The following is a 21445-nucleotide window of genomic DNA, read 5'->3' as shown; positions in this document are numbered from 1 at the left end:
GTTTCCAACAAGCTTTTAAGGCTCTGAGATATTAGTGCTAATTCAAAGGTTCTCAGAAGTCACTGTATTTCTAAATCACTTTTGTGCAAACAATAACTAGCCATCATTCCTTCTCGATGTATCAACAAATGTTACGGCGGCACACCAAAAACAAAGGCGAACCAATCGGTTCGCCTTTGTTTATTTAGATTCTACAAAAATTAATCTTCGTAGTTATCGATGCTTGGGCATGAACAGATTAGGTTACGGTCACCGTATACGTTATCTACGCGATTTACCGTTGGCCAGTACTTCCAAGATTTGGTCGCTTTAGACGGGAAGCAGCCAATCTCGCGAGAGTAAGGGCGGTCCCAATCTTCAGCTGAAAGATCAACTTGTGTGTGTGGCGCGTTAACAAGTGGGTTGTTATCCAGTGGCCATTCACCGTTTTTCACTTTCTCCATTTCTTCGCGGATAGCGATCATCGCATCACAGAAGCGGTCTAGCTCTTCTAGATCTTCCGATTCCGTTGGCTCAACCATTAGCGTGCCCGCTACAGGGAACGACATAGTTGGTGCGTGGAAACCGTAGTCCATTAGACGCTTCGCGATGTCTTCTTCGCTGATACCTGTTTCTTCTTTCAGCGGACGAATGTCGATAATACATTCGTGCGCTACGCGGCCATTTTTGCCACGGTAAAGAACAGGGTAGTGTTGGCGAAGTGTTTCCATCACGTAGTTTGCGTTCAGAATTGCTACTTTTGTAGCATCTGTTAGGCCAGCTTCGCCCATCATTGCGATGTAAGCCCAAGAGATAGGCAGGATAGAAGCGCTACCCATATCTGCTGCTGATACTGCGAAATCTGCGCCTTCTACACCGTCTTCAATATGCCCTGGTAAGAAAGGAGCTAGGTGAGATTTCACACCGATAGGACCCATACCCGGACCGCCACCACCGTGCGGGATGCAGAAGGTTTTGTGTAGGTTTAGGTGAGAAACGTCTGAACCGATGAAGCCTGGTGATGTTAGACCAACCTGCGCGTTCATGTTAGCGCCGTCTAGGTAAACCTGACCACCAGCGGCATGAACCATTTCACACACTTCTTTCACTTTCTCTTCGTAAACGCCGTGCGTAGAAGGGTAAGTGATCATAATGCTTGATAGGTTGTCTTTGTGTTTCTCGATTTTCGCTGCTAGGTCGTCGATGTCGATGTTGCCTTCTTCATCACACTTAACCACAACCACTTTCATTGACACCATAGATGCTGTCGCAGGGTTAGTACCGTGCGCAGAGCTTGGGATCAAACATACGTTGCGGTGACCTTCGCCACGGCTTTCGTGGTAGCGTTGAATCGCGATAAGGCCTGCGTACTCACCCGATGCACCAGAGTTTGGTTGTAGTGAGAATGCGTCATAGCCAGTGATTTCACATAGCTTTTCTTTAAGGTCTTTTGCGAGTGCTGCGTAACCAGCTGCTTGTTCTGCTGGTGCGAACGGGTGGATCGAACCAAACTCAGGCCAAGTAACTGGGATCATCTCTGCTGCTGCGTTCAGCTTCATCGTACAGCTGCCCAGTGGGATCATGCCGTGCGTGAGTGAGAAGTCTTTGTTCTCTAGCTGTTTTAGGTAACGCATCATCTGTGTTTCGCTGTGGTGCGTGTTAAACACAGGGTGTGTTAGATATTCTGTTGTGCGGCGCAATGCTTCTGGAATGGCTGCAAACTCGTTGCCTGCGATTTCAGTTGATAGTGCTGCGACTTCTTCTTTCACACCGAATACTGCGAATAGGGCTTCTACATCTGCCACGGTTGTGGTTTCGTCGAAGCTCACACCTAGCTGAGTACCCAACTTACGTAGGTTGATGTCTGCGGCTAGTGCTTTCGCGTATAGGTCTTCAGTTTGTGCACCTGTGTTGATAGTGATGGTGTCGAAGAAGCTGTTGTGAGCAAGCTCGAAGCCGCCTTTAGTTAGGCCAGCGGCTAGGATGGCTGTCATGTGGTGCGTACGACGAGCAATCGTGCGTAGACCTTCTGCGCCGTGGTAAACCGCGTAGAAAGACGCCATGTTCGCTAGCAGTGCTTGAGCAGTACAGATGTTTGATGTCGCTTTTTCACGACGGATGTGCTGTTCACGCGTTTGCATTGCCATGCGCAGTGCTTGGTTGCCGTTAGTATCGATAGAAACACCGATAACACGACCTGGCATAGTACGCTTGTGCTTGTCACGTGTTGCCATGAAGGCAGCGTGTGGACCGCCGTAACCCATCGGCACGCCAAAACGTTGTGCTGAACCGATTGCTACGTCTGCGCCCATTTCACCAGCAGGTTTAAGTAGGGTAGAAGCAAGAAGGTCCGTTGCTACAGTCACTAGTGTTTTGTTTGCTTGCGCTTTAGCGATGATGTCCGTTAGGTCACGAACTTCACCTGTTGTACTTGGGTATTGAACTAGTGCGCCGAACACGTCTTGCTCTGGTAGTGATTCTAAAGAACCAACCAAGACTTCAAAGCCGATGAATTTCGCACGAGTTTTTACCACTTCGATGGTTTGTGGGTGAACGTCGTCAGCAACGAAGAATACGTTGCTCTTGCTTTTACCCGCACGCTTACAAAGTGTCATCGCTTCTGCTGCTGCCGTTGCTTCATCGAGCAATGACGCGTTCGCGATTTCCATACCAGTAAGATCCATCACCATTTGTTGGTAGTTTAGAAGTGCTTCTAAACGACCTTGTGAGATTTCTGGTTGGTAAGGGGTGTAAGCAGTGTACCAGCCCGGGTTTTCCATCACGTTGCGTAGAATCACGTTCGGCGTGAAGGTGTTGTAGTAACCCTGACCAATGAATGTACGTTTAACTTGGTTCTGATCGGCGAACTTACGCATTGCTGCCAGCATGTCTGCTTCGCTTTTCGCTTCTGCCAAGCTCATTGGTTGCTCTAGGCGAATTTGTGCTGGTACGGTTTCGTCGATAAGCGAATCTAGGCTAACTGCGTTGATCGCTTCCAACATTTTCTGTTGGTCAGATTTGTTTGGTCCATTGTGGCGAGCAACGAACTCGTTTTGTGTGCTGAGGCTTTGAAGTAATTCAGTCATTGTCCTTTACCTACTCCTTGGTTCGGGTAACGGATTTGCGTTACTGATAAATTAAATTATACGTCCGAACCTAGAAAAAAAGCTGTTCTCTAAACAGGCTAGGGAACAGCTTTCGTCACATCCTAATTACTCTTCTTCGATAGAGTTTAGGTATTCGTCTGCGTCTTTCAGGTTATCTAGTTCAGATACATCAGACATCTTCACTTTTACGATCCAGCCACCTTCGTACGGCTCTTCGTTAATTAGCTCTGGGCTGTCTTCTAGTTCTTCATTGATTTCTACGATTTCACCAGTGATTGGTGCGTAGATGTCTGACGCTGCTTTTACAGATTCAACGAGAGAGAAGCTTTCACCTGCTTCAACTTCGTCTTCTACGTCTGGTAGGTCAACGAATACCACGTCACCTAGCATTTCTTGTGCATGCTCAGAAATACCAATTGTTACTGTGCCGTCACCGTTGTCACGTACCCACTCGTGGCTATCTGCAAACTTCAGTGTTTTGTCCATTGCTTAATCTCCGAATAACTTGTCAGGAATTATTATGATTTTAAAAAAATCGTTTACTGGTATAGAGGAAAGCGACTGCAAAGTTCTTTTACTTCTTTGCGAACGCGTTTTTCAACTTCTGCGTCACCTTCAGGGTTGTTCACTAAACCGTCCAGTACGTCACCAATCCAATTACCGATGAGTTTGAATTCTTCAGCGCCAAAGCCGCGGCTTGTACCCGCAGGCGTTCCTAAACGGATGCCCGATGTAATCATAGGCTTCTCTGTATCGAATGGGATGCCATTTTTGTTACATGTGATCCCAGCACGCTCTAGAGCTTCTTCTGCTTTATTGCCTTTCAACCCTTTCGGACGAAGGTCAACCAGCATTAGGTGCGTGTCTGTGCCACCAGTTACGATGTCGCAACCGCGAGTTTGCAATACTTCCGCTAGGACTTTTGCGTTATTGATCACCGAATCAATATAAGTTTTAAATTCAGGGCCAAGCGCTTCACCAAATGCGACCGCTTTGGCTGCGATAACGTGCATCAGTGGGCCACCTTGTAGGCCAGGGAATACGGCTGAGTTGATTTTCTTAATGATGTCTTCGTGGTTAGTAAGAATCATACCGCCGCGAGGGCCACGCAATGTTTTGTGTGTTGTAGTCGTAACAACGTGTGCGTGTGGCAGTGGGCTAGGGTGCGCGCCTGTTGCGATAAGACCGGCGATGTGTGCCATGTCGACCATAAGAATTGCATTTACTTCGTCTGCGATTTCACGGAATTTTGCAAAGTCGATAGTACGTGGAATAGCGCTACCACCTGCGATGATCATTTTAGGTTGGTGCTCAAGTGCTAGCTCACGAACATCTTCGTAGTTGATTTCCAGTGTTTCGCGATCAACACCGTATTGAACTGCATTAAACCATTTACCAGAAAGTGCAGGGCGTGCACCGTGCGTCAGGTGACCACCTGCGTCTAAAGACATACCAAGAATGGTGTCACCAGGTTGAAGCAGTGCTAGTTTTACTGCGCCGTTTGCTTGTGCGCCTGAGTGTGGTTGAACGTTTGCGTATTCACAATTGAAAAGTTTTTTTGCGCGTTCGATAGCAATGGCTTCCACTGTATCTACGTGCTCACAACCACCATAGTAACGACGACCTGGGTAGCCTTCAGCGTATTTGTTTGTTAGGCATGTGCCTTGAGCTTGCATTACCGCTTTAGAAACAATGTTCTCAGAAGCGATAAGTTCGATTTGTTCGTTTTGGCGAGCGGATTCCGCTTGAATTCCAGCAAAGACAGCATCATCTGTCGCAGAGAGGTTGGTAGAGAAAAAGTTTTCCAAGCTGTGGTTAGGGTAACTCTTATTCATGGTAGTTGACCTTCCAAATCTGAAAATGAACCCGCAATAGATGAGTTATGATTTGCGGTTGTGGTTCATTTGTCCTCAAAAACAGCTGAACTGCGTAGCAGAACAGAGTGAACATCCGGCCCTAAATTTGGGCAAAAACTCCGTTGGATTGCGTGTTTCCTTTACCAATCTCTTACGGAAATATGCATCTCTACATCTAACAAGTTGGTAACATAGCGCCTGTGACGGGAACAATCAACCAAAAATTTCCTATAGGAAACAAGATTTCAAAATTTGTTAACAAGAGCACGGTTTAATTCACTTGGTGGACTTCTATCCACTATGTGCTTCATGCACAATGCGAGTAAGACAAAAAATATGGATATCTATAGAGGGATTTATGGCAGAAAGTATTTACGATGAATACCCATCGATGACGTTGGCAAAAGAGCAACATGACCAAAATATCGAGCCGTTAAAACTGGGCCAGCGTATTAAGGATATCCGCTCGAAACTCGGTATCACATTAGAAGAGGCCAGTCAGCGAACCGGGCTTGCTCGATCTACACTGAGCAAAATAGAAAATGAGCAGATCTCCCCGACGTTTCAAGCGATGCAAAAATTGGCACTTGGCTTACAAATTGACATGCCACAACTATTTGAGCCACCTAGAAAAAAGGTAGCGACAGGGCGTAGGGATGTTACCAAGAAGAATGAAGGTAAACCACACCCAACACAAACTTATGAACATGAACTGCTCGCGACACAACTTTCCAATAAGAAAATGATGCCGTTTAAGAGCCAAATTCGAGCTCGTAGTTTTGATGAATATAAAGACTGGGTTCGTCATGATGGCGAAGAATTTCTGCTTATCTTATCTGGTGAGGTCATGTTCTATTCTGAGTTTTACGAACCTGTTGTTTTAAGCGAGGGAGACAGCGTTTATTACGATGCAAATATGGGACATATGTTGACCAGTGTTAGCGAGAAAGATGCGCTCATTTTGTGGGTGACAGCCAAATAGTGATAAATACTTGTAAATTTCCTATAGTGAAAGCAAACGATTGCTGTTGGTGGTCGTTATGATGAAAAGGCGCTTTTTTGATGAGAACTTGCTCATTAAAGCGCTTTTTTTGTACGATTTGTTGTGATTAAAATGTTAAGAGTCACACTTTTGCAAGTCGATCTACGTCTTGTTCGTGCAAAATAGAATGAGCCATGTTTATTATTGGAAACACATCGAATGCCGATAGCATTCTCGGGTCTATCTAAATGGAGACGAAAATGACTCAAGAACTACTGAAAACACCACTACACGCACTTCACGTTGAAGTTGGTGCCAAAATGGTCCCGTTCGCGGGTTACGATATGCCTGTTCAGTATCCTCTAGGCGTAAAGAAGGAACACTTACATACTCGTGATGCGGCAGGTCTGTTTGACGTTTCTCACATGGGACAGCTTCGCCTAATTGGTGACGGTGCAGCTGCGTTCCTAGAAACATTAGTTCCAGTGGATATTTTGGATCTTGAGTCTGGTAAACAGCGTTACGCTTTTTTCACTAATGAAGAGGGCGGCATCATGGACGACTTGATGGTGGCTAACCTAGGCGATCATCTGTTTGTGGTTGTGAACGCAGCATGTAAAGCGCAAGATATCGCACACCTACAAGCGCATTTACCATCTGGTGTTGAGCTAGAAATTATCGAAGACCGAGCTCTACTTGCAATCCAAGGCCCTAAAGCGGCGGCTGTATTGGCGCGTTTTGCACCAGAAGTTTCTGAAATGCTGTTCATGGATATTCGTAAAGTCGATATTTTAGGCGCCGAGTGCATTGTTTCTCGTAGTGGTTATACAGGCGAAGACGGTTACGAAATCTCGGTTCCTGCTGACAAAGCGGAAGAGCTAGCACGTAAACTGACTGCTGAAGATGAAGTTGAATGGATTGGCCTTGGTGCTCGTGATTCGCTTCGTCTTGAGTGTGGCCTTTGTCTATACGGTCATGACCTAGACACAACAACAACACCTGTTGAAGCGAGCTTGCTATGGGGTATCCAAAAAGTTCGTCGTATTGGTGGTGAACGTGAAGGTGGTTTCCCTGGCGCAGACATTATTCTTAAGCAGATTGAGACTAAAGATGTGGCGCGTAAGCGTGTGGGTCTAGTAGGTCAAACCAAAGCGCCAGTGCGTGAAGGTGTTGAACTGTTTGATGCTGACGGCGTTAAAATTGGCGTTGTAACCAGCGGTACGGCGGGTCCGAATGCAGGTAAGCCAGTCTCAATGGGTTATGTTCGTGCGGATTTGGCGGCGATTGGTACTGAAGTGTTCGCTGAAGTGCGTGGTAAAATGCTACCAATGACAGTTGAAAAAATGCCGTTCGTACCACAACGCTACTACCGTGGTTAAAACGAATTGAAACAAAAATGCCGAGCTTTGTAGCTCGGCATTTTTTATGTCTTCTTTTCGCTTGTTTACTTTTAGTTTACTGCTTCATCAATAGTACAGCACATATCAATAACGATATCTTCAAGCTTTTCCGGATGAATCATCTCTTCTTTTGGGATCCCAAATTGAGAGGCCATAATGGTATTAAACAATTCCCAATGCTTGATCAGCAGTTTTTCGCGATTATCTGCAATATCCGGCCATGTTTCTTGCATCATTGGCGCGAGACTGACAGCACCATGTGCGAAGATCAACATTTGCCACTTTGATTCCCACTGATCAAATTGTGCATTAGGGTTTTCGCTGTTGTACTGCTCGAAAATTCCGGTAAATATCGCAGCGAACTCATCTTTTGACTTTAAGAAATACTGCAGCAGAGCACCGTCATCGCCTTGTCGAATGGCATCGGCGATCATCTGTACTGGATGAGGATTGACGAGAGCAAATGCTAGCATGCGAACCATAAACAGATAAATTTTTCTATTCGAAGGTGTGTTCTCCGGCATTTCATTGATGAGTTCAGCCATATAGCACTGCATGAACTCGTCCATTGCATCGCTAACCGCTTGCCAGATTTTCTCTTTGCTGCCGAAGTGGTGACGGATCAAACTATGTGAAACACCAGCCTTTTCACTGATATTGCGCAGCGAGACACGCTCGTAACCAAGTTCACAAAACATATCTGCTGCCACTTTAAGGATCAGACACTTAGTTTGTTCTGCTGCTTCAGCACTTCTACGCCCCTGCTTTCTTTCATTCATAGTTCGAATTTTCCCGAATATTAATCACGCGCTTACTTTTACCAGAAACCGAACGCTTTGACTAATTAATTTGCTATCCACCTGGAAAATATGTTGATCAATTTCAAATTCTGCTTATACTGCACGGCTGTGTAATATATAAAACCTACGGAGAAAGCGGGTGCGAAAACAATATTTAAAGCGCACTTTAGTTGGCGCAGTGGTGACATTAAGTCTTTCTGGGATGCTAACTGGGTGTAATAAAGCCATTTCTGAGCCGTCTGAACCTTTAATCAAACCTGTAAAATTACTGGCGGTGAAAGACCTAGAACTTGAAGACTCGCACGCCTTTTTAGCGCGTATTGATGCAACACATCGCGCGCAGCTTTCTTTTCAGGTTGGTGGAGAGGTTGATGAATTACGTGTACGCATGGGTCAAAAAGTCCAAAAAGGTGAAGTGCTCGCAACGTTAGACCCTAAAGATCTTCAGCTTGCGTTAGATGCCGCTCAAGCGCAGTACGCGTTAGCGAAAACACAATGGGACCGCGCGAAAAACCTTTACGGAAAAAAACTCATTAGTACTGATGAGTACGATCAGAAAGAAACTCAATATAAAGCGGCATTGGCGAACTACGAACAAGCTAAAACCGATTTGAGCTATACCAAAATTCACGCACCGTTTGATGGCATTGTGTCATATACCTATGTCAACCCGTTTCAAGTAGTAGCAGAGAAGCAGGAGATCTTGAATCTCATTGATAACACGACGTTGGATGTATCTTTCACCTTGCCAGTAAGTTATGCGGAATCTGTATCACTTGAGTCACTGCAAAACTCCGATATGTGGGTGACGATGGATAGCGAGCCAGGAAAACGTATCCCTGGGCAATTTAAAGAAATTTCGACGCAGCCAAACATCGATACCAATAGTTATGAGGCGATCGTGACCATCACTCGGCCAGAAGATCGCAATTTGCTGACAGGTATGACAGGGCAGGTACACATGGCTAAACAACATGTATCGGACGCGATGACGTTACCTCAGTCTGCTTGGGTCAACAAAAATGGGACGCAAGGTGAAGTTTGGGTAATGGACAGAAGCACGCAGCAGGTCAATAAAGTCACTGTCTCACTTGACGCAGCAGGTGGTGTGAAAGCCGGGCTTGATAACAATGATTACGTTGTTATTGCTGGTGTTGAGAGACTGGTTGAAGGACAAGTGGTGAAAGCTTGGGTTCGTGAGGGAGGCATTTAATGAAACGTTCTCTACTTACGATCTCTGCGATTGCACTTGCAGTTTTAACAGGGTGCAAAAATGAAAACCAAGCTATCGTCGAGCAGCCACTTTTTGTGTCGACTATCTCGGTGGATGCACCAGTACAAAGTCAACATCGCGCGTTCAAAGGCATAGTAGTGCCTGCAGAACAAACGCCAATAGCATTTCGCCGCGCTGGGGAAGTTCAGCACGTATTGGTTAAAGCGGGTGACGTTGTGAAGCAGGGGCAAATGATCGCAAAGCTAGATGATAGCAAAGAGAAGCAAGCCGTGAATGACGCAGAAGCACAATACACACTTGCAATTCGTCAGCTTAAACGCGGTGAAGACTTGCATGCACGTCAAATGATTTCAAAAGCGGAACTTGATGAGCTAACAGCCAATAAAGAGCTAGCTGAGGCTACTTTCTATAACGCGACCAATCAATTGAATTACACCCGTTTATTCGCCCCGTTCGCCGGTAAAGTATCTGATGTTTTCAAAGAACGTTTTGAGCGTGTGGCAATTGGTGAACCCGTGTTAAACCTATACCAAAACGATTTGGTTTACGTGCGTATTGAGCTTTCCGACAATGTTTTAGCGATGGTAGACCCAAACTCAGACAGCATGAGCTACAAGCCTAGAGCAACCTTTTCCGGCATCGATGGCAGATTTGCTTTGGACTATTTAGAGCACACAAGTGAACCCAACGCTGAAACTCAAACCTACGAAATGTACTTGACGATGCCACAGCCAAAAACAGAGATATTACCGGGAACCAGCGTAAGCGTTTTGGTCGATATGGTGAAGGCGGGCATTACCTCTATTGATGGTTACAGTGTGCCTGTCACGGCGCTTCAAGCAGGCAGTGAAGGGAATGAGTTCTTTGTGTGGAAAAAAGAAGGTGACATTGTCACACGGGTGCCTGTCATGATTTCTCAAGTGAATGGCAATGGAGCCATTGTGTCGTCAGGTGTTAGCCAGGGCGATATTCTGATTAATTCAAATCTGCGTAAATTACGCGAAGGTAAACATGTGGATGTTGTGGAGAATAACCAATAATGAACATTGCTGAGTATTCAATAAAAAACAAAGTCATCAGCTGGTTGTTCATTATTATCCTTGCTGTTGGTGGTTTAACGTCATTTTTGGAGCTTGGACGATTAGAAGACCCGGCATTTACGATCAAAGATGCCATGATCATCTCAACATACCCTGGCGCGACGTCAAAAGAAGTTGAAGAAGAGCTGACGTATCCTCTAGAAAAAGAGATTCGAAAACTCCCTTATATCGACAAAATTACCTCTACGTCTTCTAATGGTATGTCTCAAATAACGGTGAGCATGGAAATGGACTATGGTCCTGATGAACTGCCGCAAATTTGGGATGAAATGCGCCGTAAAATTAATGATTTACGACCATCATTGCCTCAAGGTGTTCAGTCTTTACAGATCATTGATGATTTCGGTGACGTTTATGGCGTGATGTTAATGCTCACTGGTGACGATTACGACTATGTAGAGCTGAAACGTTATGCGGATTACCTGACCCGTGAAATCGAGCTTGTTGATGGTGTTGGTAAGGTAGACATCACGGGCGATCAGCGAGAAATGCTATTCGTTGAGATCTCACTTGATCGCCTTGCTGCACTGAACTTAGACATGAATGTGGTTTCGAGCTTGTTGAACCAGCAAAACAATGTGGTTTCAGCAGGGGAAGTGATGGTCAATGGCGAAAGCCTTGTTATTCGCCCAAGCGGCACCTTAAACACTGTAGAAGCACTAGAAAATCTGATCATTCATGGCCGTGACACAGGAAATCTAATTCGTCTAAAAGACGTAGCAACGATTTCTCGCGGTATTCAAGAGAAGCCAGGCAACGTCGTACTCTTTAACGGTCAAAAAGCGATTAATATCGGTATCTCGTTTGCATCGGGTGTGAACGTGGTTGAGGTTGGTGAACGTTTGGATGCGGAGCTCGCGAGCCTTGAGTCTATCAAGCCTGCTGGCATCGATATGAACTACTTTTACAACCAAGCCAATGAGGTGGATGAATCTGTTAAAGCGTTTGTAATTAGTCTAGCGGAGGCAGTGGCGATCGTAATCATTGTGTTGCTGTTTACTATGGGTTTACGCAGTGGTGTCATCATTGGAGTTGTGTTGTTATTGACGGTATTTGGTACCTTCATTTTGATGAATTACAACAACATCGAACTGCATCGTATTTCTCTTGGCGCGTTAATTATTGCCTTGGGTATGCTGGTTGATAACGCGATTGTTGTCGTGGAAGGCATATTGGTTGGCCTAAAGAAAGGGCGTACCAAAGTTCAAGCGGCTGTCGATATTGTAAAGCAAACACAATGGCCTTTGCTGGGCGCAACTGTTATTGCAATTACGGCTTTTGCACCTATCGGCTTGTCGCAAGATGCGACAGGTGAGTTCATGGGCTCTTTATTCTGGGTGCTGTGTTTCTCACTATTTTTAAGCTGGATTACCGCTATTACACTGACGCCTTTCCTTGCCGATCTTTTGTTGAAAGAGGAAAACAAAGAGCAGGGTACTAGCGAAGATGATCCTTATAAAGGCTGGTTGTTTGTCGTATTTGGGGCATCGCTGAAATTTGCATTACGATTCCGCTGGCTTACCGTTGCTGGCATGGTGGCGCTATTAGTGGGTGCTGTCGTGGCATTTGGTAATGTAAAACAGCAGTTCTTCCCACCATCGAATACGCCGATGTTCTACGTGGATATGTGGATGCCAGAGGGTACTGACATCCGTGAAACGATCAAAAAAGCTGAAGAGGTCGAAAGCTACATTCGTCAGCAAGATGATATTGACTTTGTTTCTGCTTCGATTGGGCAGGGTCTACAGCGTTTTGCTTTAACCTATCAACCAGAAAAAAGTTACGAAGCGTACGCTCAGTTCCAAGTTCGCGCGACTGATCGTGAGAAAATGTTTGGTTTGCTGCATAAGTTAGATGCGAATCTGGCGAAAACATTTGATGCGCCTACGTTCCAGTTTAAATTGATGGAATTTGGTCCATCACCAGCGTCTAAGATCGAAGCGCGTATTACTGGCCCTGATCCACAAGTTTTACGTGACTTGGCGGTGCAAGTTGAAGACATCCTTCATACCGACCCTGGTGCCCGAAACATTCGTCACGATTGGCGAGAGCGCACCAAGGAACTTGTACCCGCTTTCAATGAGTCTAAAGCTCGTCGCCTAGGTATTTCGAAAGAAGATCTTTCAAGCACACTGCAAATGACGTTTGGTGGTAGCACCTTAGGTTACTTGCGTGATGGTACACATACGTTGCCAATTATGACACGTCTTCCTGAAGAAGAACGCGTAGATTTTGAATCACTACAAAACGTGACCATTTGGAGCCCTTCGTTGCAAACGTATATTCCGGTTGATCAAGTGATTGATGGCGTTCAACTGGATTGGAGTGAGCCGCTAATTCAGCGTCGTGACCGTAAGCGTACGTTAACCGTTCTCGCGGACCATGATGTGTTGAGTGACGACACGGCAGCAAGCTTATTTGCTCGTGTACAGCCTAAAGTGATGGCATTGCATGTTCCAGAAGGATACGAAATCACATGGGGTGGTGAGTACGAATCATCCAAAGATGCACAAGAAGGCCTATTCGGTTCATTGCCGATGGGTTACTTGTTGATGTTCATCATTACTATTTTATTGTTTAACTCAATCAAAAAGCCGTTGGTAATTTGGTTCACCGTTCCGTTAGCGATCATTGGCGTTGCTTTTGGTTTGCTTACCACGAACATGCCGTTCAGTTTTACAGCATTCCTTGGTTTGTTAAGCCTAAGTGGCATGATTTTGAAAAACGGTATTGTGTTGCTTGACCAAATTAACCTTGAGTTGGAGTCAGGTAAAGATCCTTACCTCGCGATTGTTGATAGTGCGATAAGCCGCGTTCGTCCGGTAAGTATGGCTGCGCTAACAACTATCTTGGGGATGATTCCACTGGTCTTCGACGCCTTCTTTGGCTCGATGGCAATAACGATTATGGCAGGTCTTGGTTTTGCTACTGTACTGACACTGATAGTGGTGCCAGTGATGTTTGCAATTCTGTTTAGGGTAAAACCGACCACTGCATAGGGACTCCTGGCTATTTGCCAGCTTCCTGCCTAGCCCTGAAGGTTTTCTTCGGGGCTTTTTTGATCTTACTAATATATACCAAACCATTCATTTGCTTGATTTTAATGATTTTCTTACGATTACAATGCAAATCATGCGTATACTCATGTAACGACACATCAAAGATTGAGATTACATGAATAAGCGCATATTAAACGGACTCTTCTTCATTGGTTCTTTCACCTTGGTTGGCTGCACCGCGACGGATAGCATGCCGACAGAAACCAAACAACCTGCCCCTAAAGTCAACAGTGTTAGTGCTGAAGTCATTTCCAGTTGGATTGATAGTAAGGTTTTAGCCCCTGAAGGGCTGTCGCTCGAGCAAGACAATCTACGTTATCTATCGGGTAGCGCCGACCTAAACAGCGACGGCAAGGCAGAACACATAGTGTTGCTTCAAGATCGCTATTTCTGTGGTAGTGGTGGCTGCTCTGCATATATGTTTGATAATGAGGGAAACGTTATTAATCGAATGTCGGTAACTCGCACGCCTATTGTACTAGCCGACAGTTACAGTAATGGTTGGCAGGACTTTATCGTTTGGAGTAATGGCTCCTATCGACTCATGAGTTACAACGGTGAGTCTTATCCAAGTAACCCGTCACTAGAGCCAAAGGTGGATCGAGACGCTAACCAGCAGGCGGCAATCGCAAATGTAATGGCGACAGAGCTTTATCAGCAAGACGGCTATGACATTCTGCCCGCAGAATCAAAAACCTTGTGGACGCCAGCTAACGTTTACCACTTTACCTTCAAGCACTACGGTGACCCGCATAGCGCTTATCAAGCAACGGTGGATATGAGCAGTGGGGAAGTAGACATTGTAGCCGTTCCGGCTGCGGAATAAAAAACACCTCCCTTAACCGGAATTAAAGGGAGGTGCTAAATGCCAAATTCGAGGGTGGCATTGTTAACCGGAGTCGCTCTAATTAAGCTGCGACTTCTTGTTTCGCTTCTGCTTTGCTTTTTAAGAATGCGTAAGTAAAGCCAGTTACCGCTGTACCCGCTGCAATAGCCACTAAATACATTAATACTGGTGAAATTGCGTTAGGAATTAGCAGCACGAATAGACCGCCGTGTGGTGCCATTAATTTCGCACCGAATAGCATCGATAGGGCACCAGTAAGCGCGCCACCTGCCATACAAGATGGAATCACGCGCATTGGATCTTTCGCAGCAAATGGAATTGCGCCTTCAGAGATGAAACACAGGCCCAAGACAAATGATGCTTTACCTGCCTCACGTTCATTTTGTTCAAATTTGTTCTTCGCAATGAAGGTCGCTAAACCCATACCTAGCGCAGGAACCATACCTGCGGCCATGATTGCCGCCATTGGTGCGTAAGTTTGTGAAGCCAGAAGGCCAACACCAAATGCGTAAGCGGCTTTGTTTACCGGGCCTCCTAGGTCGAAACACATCATTGCGCCAAGGATAATACCCAGTAGTACTGCACTGTCAGAACCCATGTTGTTTAGGAAGTCAGTCAGGCCGTTCATGATGCCTGAAACTGGGCCGCCTACGATGTAGATCATGACAAGGCCAGTGAACAATGTTGCTACAAATGGAATGATCAGAATTGGTTTAAGCGCTTCCATCGATTGTGGGAGTTTTACTTTGTCCGCAAGGAGCTTCGCTGCATAACCGGCAATGAAGCCAGCTGCGATACCACCTAGGAAACCAGCACCCGTTGAACTTGCTAGCATACCGCCAACAAGACCAGGAGCCAGACCCGGACGGTCAGCGATTGAAAACGCAATATAGCCAGCAAGTACAGGAATCATCAATGCGAATGCAGAACCACCACCAATGTTCATCAAGGCTGCTGCTAGTGTGCCTTCTTCTTTAAATGCTTCAATACCAAACACGAACGATAGGGCGATGATCAAACCACCAGCGACAACCACAGGCAGCATGTGCGATACCCCTGTCATCAAGTGTTTGTAAGCGCCTTTCTTCTCGTCTGCTGCCGAAGCAGAATTTGCAGAACCAGAATGTTGATACACCGTGGCTTGCTCGAATGCTTTGTCCATCTCTTCGGCTGTTTTCTTCAGAGCTGGACCTGTTTTCGTGCGGTACATCTTTTTGCCGTTGAAGCGATCAAGTGGCACTTCAATATCCGCAGCAATGATCACCAGATCGGCGTCTGCAATTTCTTGCTCAGTCAGTTGGTTTTTAGCGCCAACTGAACCACGAGTTTCCACCTTGATTTGATGGCCACGACGCTTGCCTTCTTCTTCTAAAGCTTCTGCCGCCATAAAGGTATGCGCAACGCCAGTAGGGCATGCCGTGATTGCAACAATCTTCTTTGATGCTGATGTTGTATCTGTAGTGATAGGGGCTGCAAGTGTGGTTGCTTTTTCAAGTAAAGTGGCGTTTTCAACCGCTTGCTGGAGAAACGCAGTTGCGTCTTTTGCTACTTCGCTAATTTCCGCTTGGTAAACCTTTTTTCCTACAAAACGAGAAGTGTCGACGCTAGTATTTGCCGCAATGACAATGACTTCTGCTTGTGCAACGTCAGCTTCCGTCAATAGTGTTGGTTCAACCACACTTGATTGACATTCTATTTTGGCATTCCAGTTTAATTTTGCGGCGGCTTGTTCTAGTAATCCTGCCGCAAGGATGCTATTTGCTACACCGCTCGGACAGGCAGTAATAATGGCAATATTCATACGATAACCTTCTGTTCCTTAGTTTTGTTCTAAGTTTGTAATAGGGTAAAGCGCGCTAACTTCAGTTTGTCGCTTGATATTTTCCAGTTCTTCCTGACTGGTTAGCCCTACGCCAACTTGACTAACTGCCAAAGCAGAAAGTGCCGTAGCGAAGCGCAATAAATCGTTTTTAGGCATCAGTTGCATGTGGCCCCAACACAAGCCAGCGACCAGCGTATCGCCTGCGCCAACGGTGCTCACGACATGCATTCGAGGCGGTTTTGCACTAAGCCATTCGCCTTGGTTGAGCCACATAACACCGTCAGGTCCCATAGAAACCACGATGTTTTCTATGCCTTTGTCGCTCAGTGTTTGCGCTGCAGCTTGGCACTGTTCAGGTGTTGCTAGATGTTCGCCAACAAAATCACCAAGTTCTTCATCGTTAGGTTTAATTAACCATGGGTGAGCATCAATACCTGACTTCAATGCGGCTTTGCTACTGTCGAACAACACCTTTTTGCCTTGTTGATGCAGTGCTTCTATCCATGCAGCGCATTGCTCTGCAGTAACACCGCCCGGTAGGCTGCCTGCCAATACAAAGTAATCGTGTGTTTCAGCAAGGCGGAATAGGGTTTCTTCAAAGCGCGCGATTTCTTCTGCCGTAACTTGAACACCAGGGAAGTTAATGTCACTAACGTTTCCATTAGCCTCAACGAGCTTGACGTTGATACGAGTTGCACCTTGTACTTCTACAAACTCATTCTTAACGCCGATGTCATTGAAAAGCTGATGGAATAGCTCAGGGTTATCTTTACCAAGAAAGCCGGTAACCGTGACATCTGCGCCTAAATCGCTCAACACTTTTGCTACGTTGACACCTTTACCTGCAGCGTGGAGATTGCTTTGCTGTACTAAGCTCACGGAACCAACGTTTAGTTCATTTACTGAACCTGTTAAATCCAATGCCGGGTTGAGCGTAATAGTGACAACCTTATTTGTTTTGTTTGTCATATCGGATCCTTAACCTTCACCAAGGCCAGAAGCGATTGCATTTCCGATAGACTCCAAGGCTTGCGGCGCATCAGGGCCTTCTGCTGTAAATTGAAGTTGGTGACCGTGCTTAACGCCCAGTGCGATGACTTTCATTAGGCTCTTCGCGTTTACTGCTTTTCCATCTCCGTCTAAGTTGGTAACACGTATAGTGGATTCAAACTTTTTCGCTTCTGCGACTAACATTGCCCCAGGACGAGCATGTAGGCCGTGAGAGTTTTTGATTTTAAATACAGCGGTATTGCCTTCTTCTGAAAATGCGGCTGTGACTTCTTCACCTTTGAACAAAGCAAGAATCTGTTCTACTGATGCATCTAAAAGCTTGCCGTGTTCATTGTTAAACACAATGTTAGAAAGCGTTTTTAGGATAGGTTGGTGAGCATTGTTACATGCCGCGAACGCGACAAGTGCACGCACTTTTTGACCTTCATATTCGCAGTCGTTTGCCGTCGAGACAAATGACACGCCTGTGCGAGTGACATGTTTGTCACTGCCAATTAACCACAGGCCATTACCTAAGTGAGTTGGTTGTTTGGTAACGAGATCTGCAACGAATTCGTTATCAGCACATCCCGTATTTTTCAACAGACCACCTGCAACAGCACTCATCTGTAGCATGTCGCTCGCAGGGAACATCAGTTGAATTAAAGAAGCGTCAAAGTCTGCTTCAAGCTGAACATCACCGTGTAGTAGGGCGATGATCTCGTCTTCGTTTTTTGCATTACGCAGACGCTCTTCTACGCCATCTGCGCCTAGCACTTTGGTGAGCTGTTTAAGAATGCCAAGGTGCTCATCAGATTTAGCTGCGATACCGATAGCGACGAACACAGTATTGCCATCACCCCAGTCGACACCTTGTGGGAAGTGGTGCACAGCAACACCCGTTGTTTTCACCATTGCACGAGTGTCGGTTGTACCGTGCGGTATGGCAATACCGTTCCCCAAAAACGTAGAGTTTTGGTTTTCACGGTTTAGCATGCCTTCAACGTAACCTTGCTCAACTAGGCCTTTATCAGTCAGGCTATGAGCAATACTCTTTATTGCTTCAAACTTATCTGTCGCTGATTGCGAGAGGGTAATGTCGTTCTTATTTAGCTTAAGCATGGTGCTTCTCCAGCCTTAAGGTATCAATTTAAAAATGTATTCTGTGTGAGAAGTTGAACGCCGCTTCTTCTGAGCGCTTATCACTCCTCAAACCTTTTATCTTTCAAGCTAAATCGATTCAGCTTGTTGGTAAATTTTTTAAAAGACTCAGAAAAACTGTTTTAAAAACTGAGGTTAACAAACGAGCCTTTGCCGCTGTCCTATAGCCTAGCCTACAAATTGGTTTGTTGTGTATTCAGGTGATTTACGTCAATTTTTAAGTTTTGCTGAATCCTTTCAGCTTTTATACTGAATCGGTTCAGCTTATAATTCAACTTATCGAAAGATCGTTGATGTATTAATATGATCGCGCGCACAGAATAAGGTTTAGAATATGACACTGGATGAAATAGCCAAATTAGCGGGTGTTTCTAAGACAACTGCAAGCTATGTGATTAACGGAAAAGCGCAGAAATACCGCATCAGCGAGAAGACTCAGAAAAAGGTGATGGCCGTTGTAGATGAGTACAATTATAAGCCAGATCATGCGGCGTCTTCCTTGCGGGCAGGTAATTCACGCTCATTTGGGCTTATCATCCCAGACTTAGAGAACACCAGTTATGCGCGTCTTGCAAAGCTGATAGAGCAGAACTCTCGGAAAGCGGGGTACCAAATTTTGATTGGCTGCTCTGATGATGATCCTGATACAGAGCAAAAGGTGGCGGAAGCATTAGTCAGTCGTCGCATTGATGCGTTGTTTGTGGCAAGTGGTATGCCCACTGCAAACGAGTATTACCTTAAGTTGCAAAATTCTGGTACGCCAGTTATCGCGCTAGACCGTCCAATGGATGATGAGCACTTTTGTTGTGTCATCAGCGAAGATTTTGATGCCGCACTTGAACTCACTCAGTCAGTACTGTCAGAGGATATTAAGTCCATTGGCTTAATCGGTGCATTGCAAGATCTTCAAGTCTCAAAAGAGCGTGAGCTCGGTTTTCTATCTGCTTCTCAACAAGGTGGCAAAACGGCAACAGTGGGTTATGGACAACACTTCTCCCGGGAAGAAGGCAAGAAAGTCTTAGAGAGATGGTTAATAGAGAACGCATTGCCGGATGCCATTGTTACAACGTCATACACACTGTTAGAAGGTGTGTTGGATGTAATGCTAGAAAAACCAGAACTGATGGGAAAGGTGCGTTTAGCGACATTTGGTGATAATCGACTGCTGGACTTCTTGCCTGTGAAAATCAACTCTTTGCCTCAACAGTTTGAGTTGATCGCGGACAGCGCAATGGAGTTAGCACTCAACGCTTCCGCCAAGCGTTACAAGCCTGGCGTAGAACTTATCCCGCGTAAAATTGTGAAACGTCACTAAGTAACTAAATAGGTTGCTCAAAGCTTTACTTCAGCCGTCAGCGCCACAAATGCGTGGTCGCTGGCGTTTTTATCTCTGTCATAAATCGGGTTGATCAGATGTTGGTTAGACACCTGATAGTCAACAACCTCGGCAACCGATATATCTGATAAGGTGTCAAACTCTTGTGAGAGCAAGATATAGTCGAGTACGTTCCCAGTGGAAAAATGATAATGCGTGGCGGGGCGTTCATCCTTCTGAGCGTCACTTTGCAATAACCAACCATCTTTGAGTTGTAATTCAGTGACGCTGTTACCAGTATTGGATACCAATGCGCTGTTAACGCTGATAGGAGTAATAGGTTGATTCATATCGCCCATTAACACTGTCGGCATTGGTTCTTTTCGATACCTCTTTTGCATCGCGTCTCTTAACATCGCTGCTTCCCAGCCTCTTTGCTGGGTGGATAACCAGCGCCCAATAATCGTGCTAGACGTTTCTGGTTGTTCTGAGTCGGCCGGGCGTTGAGATTTCAGGTGCGTTACGTAAACGGCGATATGACCAAGTACAGGATGTATTACTTGGGCATAGATAGGTTTGCGACTGAACTCTGGAGCAACACTTACTCCAAAAGGCTCAAGCGTTGCTAAGTCAAACTCTACCGCTTGTACTTTTTCTATTGGAAACCGAGAGGCGATTGCCACAACAGGGCTTGAGTAAATGTACTCATCCTCAACATGTGGGGTGTCAACGGTCGCAAAGTAGGGGTAGCCGATGGTTGAAAAGAATGCCTGGGTCTTCTCGATACTGAATACTTCTTGTAAGCCAATCACGTCGCCTTCCAGTTTTTCAACTTGACGTTGCGTCCACGAAAGTTTGTCTCGCCATTGCTCTAACGAGTATATGTTCTCGAAATCATAGTAGGCGTTAGGCGGTGCGACAAAATTAAACAAGTTCGCAGTGACAAAGGTAATTCTACTTGGTTGAGACAAAGTATTCGCTCTTTTCAACAATAACTTAGAGAGTATATACCTTCAGGTTGCGTAATTGCAGCTTCGTTTGAGCTACGCATCGGTATACAAGCTAACAAGCGACAAGTTAAATGGGTTAAGAGGTGCTCAAATGCCAAGGCGAATCGGTGATTGAACATCGGCAGAGGTTTCTATTTTTAAGCATTGCGTTTAAACTTCAGGGCATCAAATAGTAAGAGTAAGTAACATGACCCAAGATTACGACCACGAAGAGTATTTAGAAGGCGAAGAGATTGAGATCGAAGCGATTGGCATCGATGTTGATGCGCATCCAATCGAACTGTACAAGCTTTTTAAAATCGCAAACTTGGTCAGCGGTGGCGGCGAAGCAAAACATATCATCGAGGAAGGCTACGTCGCGGTGAATGGTGAACTAGAAACACGTAAGCGCCGCAAGATGTATGATGGTGACTTTTTTGAGTTTAACCAGGAATATTATGTTGTGGTTTGCGATGCGCCAGTAACCGAACCTGAAACGGCAGAGCAAAAAGCAGAAAAGAAAGCGAAAAAAGAAGCGCAGTCTTCTCGTAAAGATAAGTCTCGTCAAAGTAAGTCACCTAAAGCCTCTGGGCCTAAATCAACAGGCCGTAAAGCGGCACATAAAGAGCGTAAAGCGCAGAAAGAAGCGTTGTCTCAGTCTGCTAAGAAAGGCAAAAAAGAAGACAAACCGCAAGCCACTCGTGATCCGAAGAGTGGACGTAATTCTATTGATTTTTTCTAGGGAAATGAACGCTTAACTAAATAAGTGACATCTGAGTAAAACTAAAAAGCGCCGAGCATATT

General features: G+C 45.5%; 16 protein-coding genes. 8 read left to right on the top strand and 8 right to left on the bottom strand.

Annotation, left to right across the window (positions count from 1 at the left end; translation table 11 throughout):
• Positions 1-200: 200 nt before the first annotated feature.
• From gcvP to R7H07_RS00900, 3 genes are all read right to left on the bottom strand, one after another.
• Positions 201-3065, bottom strand: coding sequence for an aminomethyl-transferring glycine dehydrogenase (gene gcvP, locus R7H07_RS00910; protein WP_017820968.1), 2865 nt, complete (start codon positions 3063-3065; stop codon positions 201-203).
• Positions 3066-3191: 126 nt separating this feature from the next.
• Positions 3192-3572 carry a glycine cleavage system protein GcvH gene (gene gcvH, locus R7H07_RS00905; protein WP_005376432.1) on the bottom strand — a complete coding sequence of 127 codons (381 nt, stop codon included), beginning with the start codon at positions 3570-3572 and terminating at the stop codon, positions 3192-3194.
• 53 nt (positions 3573-3625) lie between these two features.
• The gene (locus tag R7H07_RS00900) at positions 3626-4921 is read right to left on the bottom strand and encodes a serine hydroxymethyltransferase (RefSeq protein WP_005376430.1); all 1296 of its coding nucleotides are present in this window, start codon (positions 4919-4921) and stop codon (positions 3626-3628) included.
• Positions 4922-5300: 379 nt separating this feature from the next.
• Between R7H07_RS00900 and R7H07_RS00895 the strand changes: the two genes are divergently transcribed.
• Both R7H07_RS00895 and gcvT read left to right on the top strand, forming a co-directional pair.
• Entirely contained in the window at positions 5301-5924 is a 624-nt protein-coding gene (locus R7H07_RS00895) for a helix-turn-helix domain-containing protein (RefSeq protein ID WP_206958819.1), read from the top strand.
• Between the two features lie 260 nt (positions 5925-6184).
• Complete coding sequence (gene gcvT / locus R7H07_RS00890) at positions 6185-7303, top strand: glycine cleavage system aminomethyltransferase GcvT (protein ID WP_206958821.1); 1119 nt, start codon at positions 6185-6187, stop codon at positions 7301-7303.
• A 71-nt stretch (positions 7304-7374) separates the two neighbouring features.
• Here gcvT and vdeR read toward each other — a convergent pair whose 3' ends face one another.
• A complete protein-coding gene (gene vdeR / locus R7H07_RS00885) occupies positions 7375-8103 on the bottom strand; it encodes an efflux transporter transcriptional repressor VdeR (RefSeq protein ID WP_005376423.1) in 729 nt (242 codons plus the stop codon).
• Positions 8104-8263: 160 nt separating this feature from the next.
• On the opposite strand from vdeR, the gene R7H07_RS00880 reads away from it, so the two are divergent.
• The 4 genes from R7H07_RS00880 (at position 8264) to R7H07_RS00865 (ending at position 14343) form a co-directional block, all read left to right on the top strand.
• The gene (locus R7H07_RS00880) at positions 8264-9337 is read left to right on the top strand and encodes an efflux RND transporter periplasmic adaptor subunit (RefSeq protein WP_065275267.1); all 1074 of its coding nucleotides are present in this window, start codon (positions 8264-8266) and stop codon (positions 9335-9337) included.
• Positions 9337-10398 (top strand): efflux RND transporter periplasmic adaptor subunit, encoded by a 1062-nt coding sequence (locus R7H07_RS00875; RefSeq protein WP_206958823.1) that lies wholly within the window; start codon positions 9337-9339, stop codon positions 10396-10398. The genes R7H07_RS00880 and R7H07_RS00875 overlap by 1 nt, the downstream gene beginning before the upstream one ends.
• Complete coding sequence (locus tag R7H07_RS00870; RefSeq protein ID WP_065275268.1) at positions 10398-13457, top strand: efflux RND transporter permease subunit; 3060 nt, start codon at positions 10398-10400, stop codon at positions 13455-13457. Before R7H07_RS00875 ends, R7H07_RS00870 begins: the two co-directional genes overlap by 1 nt.
• A 175-nt stretch (positions 13458-13632) precedes the next feature.
• On the top strand, positions 13633-14343 hold the full coding sequence (locus tag R7H07_RS00865; RefSeq protein WP_065275269.1) for a hypothetical protein: 711 nt from the start codon (positions 13633-13635) through the stop codon (positions 14341-14343).
• 82 nt (positions 14344-14425) lie between these two features.
• Here the strand turns inward: R7H07_RS00865 and fruA are convergent, their stop codons facing one another.
• The 3 genes from fruA to fruB are packed head-to-tail and all read right to left on the bottom strand — an operon-like array spanning position 14426 to position 18298.
• Positions 14426-16165: a PTS fructose transporter subunit IIBC gene (gene fruA, locus R7H07_RS00860; protein ID WP_206957500.1), complete on the bottom strand. Its 1740-nt coding sequence runs from the start codon at positions 16163-16165 to the stop codon at positions 14426-14428.
• A gap of 18 nt (positions 16166-16183) precedes the next feature.
• Positions 16184-17155: a 1-phosphofructokinase gene (gene pfkB, locus R7H07_RS00855; protein ID WP_042520798.1), complete on the bottom strand. Its 972-nt coding sequence runs from the start codon at positions 17153-17155 to the stop codon at positions 16184-16186.
• 9 nt (positions 17156-17164) lie between these two features.
• Entirely contained in the window at positions 17165-18298 is a 1134-nt protein-coding gene (fruB, locus tag R7H07_RS00850) for a fused PTS fructose transporter subunit IIA/HPr protein (RefSeq protein ID WP_064354756.1), read from the bottom strand.
• Between the two features lie 373 nt (positions 18299-18671).
• Here fruB and cra point away from each other — a divergent pair, with 373 nt between their 5' ends.
• A complete protein-coding gene (gene cra, locus R7H07_RS00845) occupies positions 18672-19652 on the top strand; it encodes a catabolite repressor/activator (protein WP_005376402.1) in 981 nt (326 codons plus the stop codon).
• A 17-nt stretch (positions 19653-19669) separates the two neighbouring features.
• On the opposite strand, the gene R7H07_RS00840 is transcribed toward cra, so the two are convergent.
• Complete coding sequence (locus R7H07_RS00840; RefSeq protein ID WP_206958824.1) at positions 19670-20623, bottom strand: endonuclease/exonuclease/phosphatase family protein; 954 nt, start codon at positions 20621-20623, stop codon at positions 19670-19672.
• A 226-nt stretch (positions 20624-20849) separates the two neighbouring features.
• Here R7H07_RS00840 and R7H07_RS00835 point away from each other — a divergent pair, with 226 nt between their 5' ends.
• Positions 20850-21383, top strand: a complete 534-nt coding sequence (locus R7H07_RS00835; protein WP_005376400.1) for an RNA-binding S4 domain-containing protein — start codon at positions 20850-20852, stop codon at positions 21381-21383.
• Positions 21384-21445 lie beyond the last annotated feature (62 nt).

Source organism: Vibrio sp. Vb1127 (assembly GCF_033338735.1).
Lineage (GTDB): Bacteria > Pseudomonadota > Gammaproteobacteria > Enterobacterales > Vibrionaceae > Vibrio > Vibrio alginolyticus.
Note: the sequence above shows the minus strand (reverse complement) of the source record. Positions and strands in the feature narration are given on the sequence as shown.

Bases quoted from the DNA above. Each gene is read 5' to 3' on its own strand.
- R7H07_RS00865 (WP_065275269.1), top strand. From the start codon at position 13,633: ATGAATAAGCGCATATTAAACGGACTCTTCTTCATTGGTTCTTTCACC.
- gcvP (WP_017820968.1), bottom strand. From the start codon at position 3,065: ATGACTGAATTACTTCAAAGCCTCAGCACACAAAACGAGTTCGTTGCT.
- vdeR (WP_005376423.1), bottom strand. From the start codon at position 8,103: ATGAATGAAAGAAAGCAGGGGCGTAGAAGTGCTGAAGCAGCAGAACAA.
- fruA (WP_206957500.1), bottom strand. From the start codon at position 16,165: ATGAATATTGCCATTATTACTGCCTGTCCGAGCGGTGTAGCAAATAGC.
- gcvT (WP_206958821.1), top strand. From the start codon at position 6,185: ATGACTCAAGAACTACTGAAAACACCACTACACGCACTTCACGTTGAA.
- R7H07_RS00870 (WP_065275268.1), top strand. From the start codon at position 10,398: ATGAACATTGCTGAGTATTCAATAAAAAACAAAGTCATCAGCTGGTTG.
- cra (WP_005376402.1), top strand. From the start codon at position 18,672: ATGACACTGGATGAAATAGCCAAATTAGCGGGTGTTTCTAAGACAACT.
- R7H07_RS00835 (WP_005376400.1), top strand. From the start codon at position 20,850: ATGACCCAAGATTACGACCACGAAGAGTATTTAGAAGGCGAAGAGATT.
- R7H07_RS00900 (WP_005376430.1), bottom strand. From the start codon at position 4,921: ATGAATAAGAGTTACCCTAACCACAGCTTGGAAAACTTTTTCTCTACC.
- R7H07_RS00875 (WP_206958823.1), top strand. From the start codon at position 9,337: ATGAAACGTTCTCTACTTACGATCTCTGCGATTGCACTTGCAGTTTTA.
- R7H07_RS00895 (WP_206958819.1), top strand. From the start codon at position 5,301: ATGGCAGAAAGTATTTACGATGAATACCCATCGATGACGTTGGCAAAA.
- gcvH (WP_005376432.1), bottom strand. From the start codon at position 3,572: ATGGACAAAACACTGAAGTTTGCAGATAGCCACGAGTGGGTACGTGAC.
- pfkB (WP_042520798.1), bottom strand. From the start codon at position 17,155: ATGACAAACAAAACAAATAAGGTTGTCACTATTACGCTCAACCCGGCA.
- fruB (WP_064354756.1), bottom strand. From the start codon at position 18,298: ATGCTTAAGCTAAATAAGAACGACATTACCCTCTCGCAATCAGCGACA.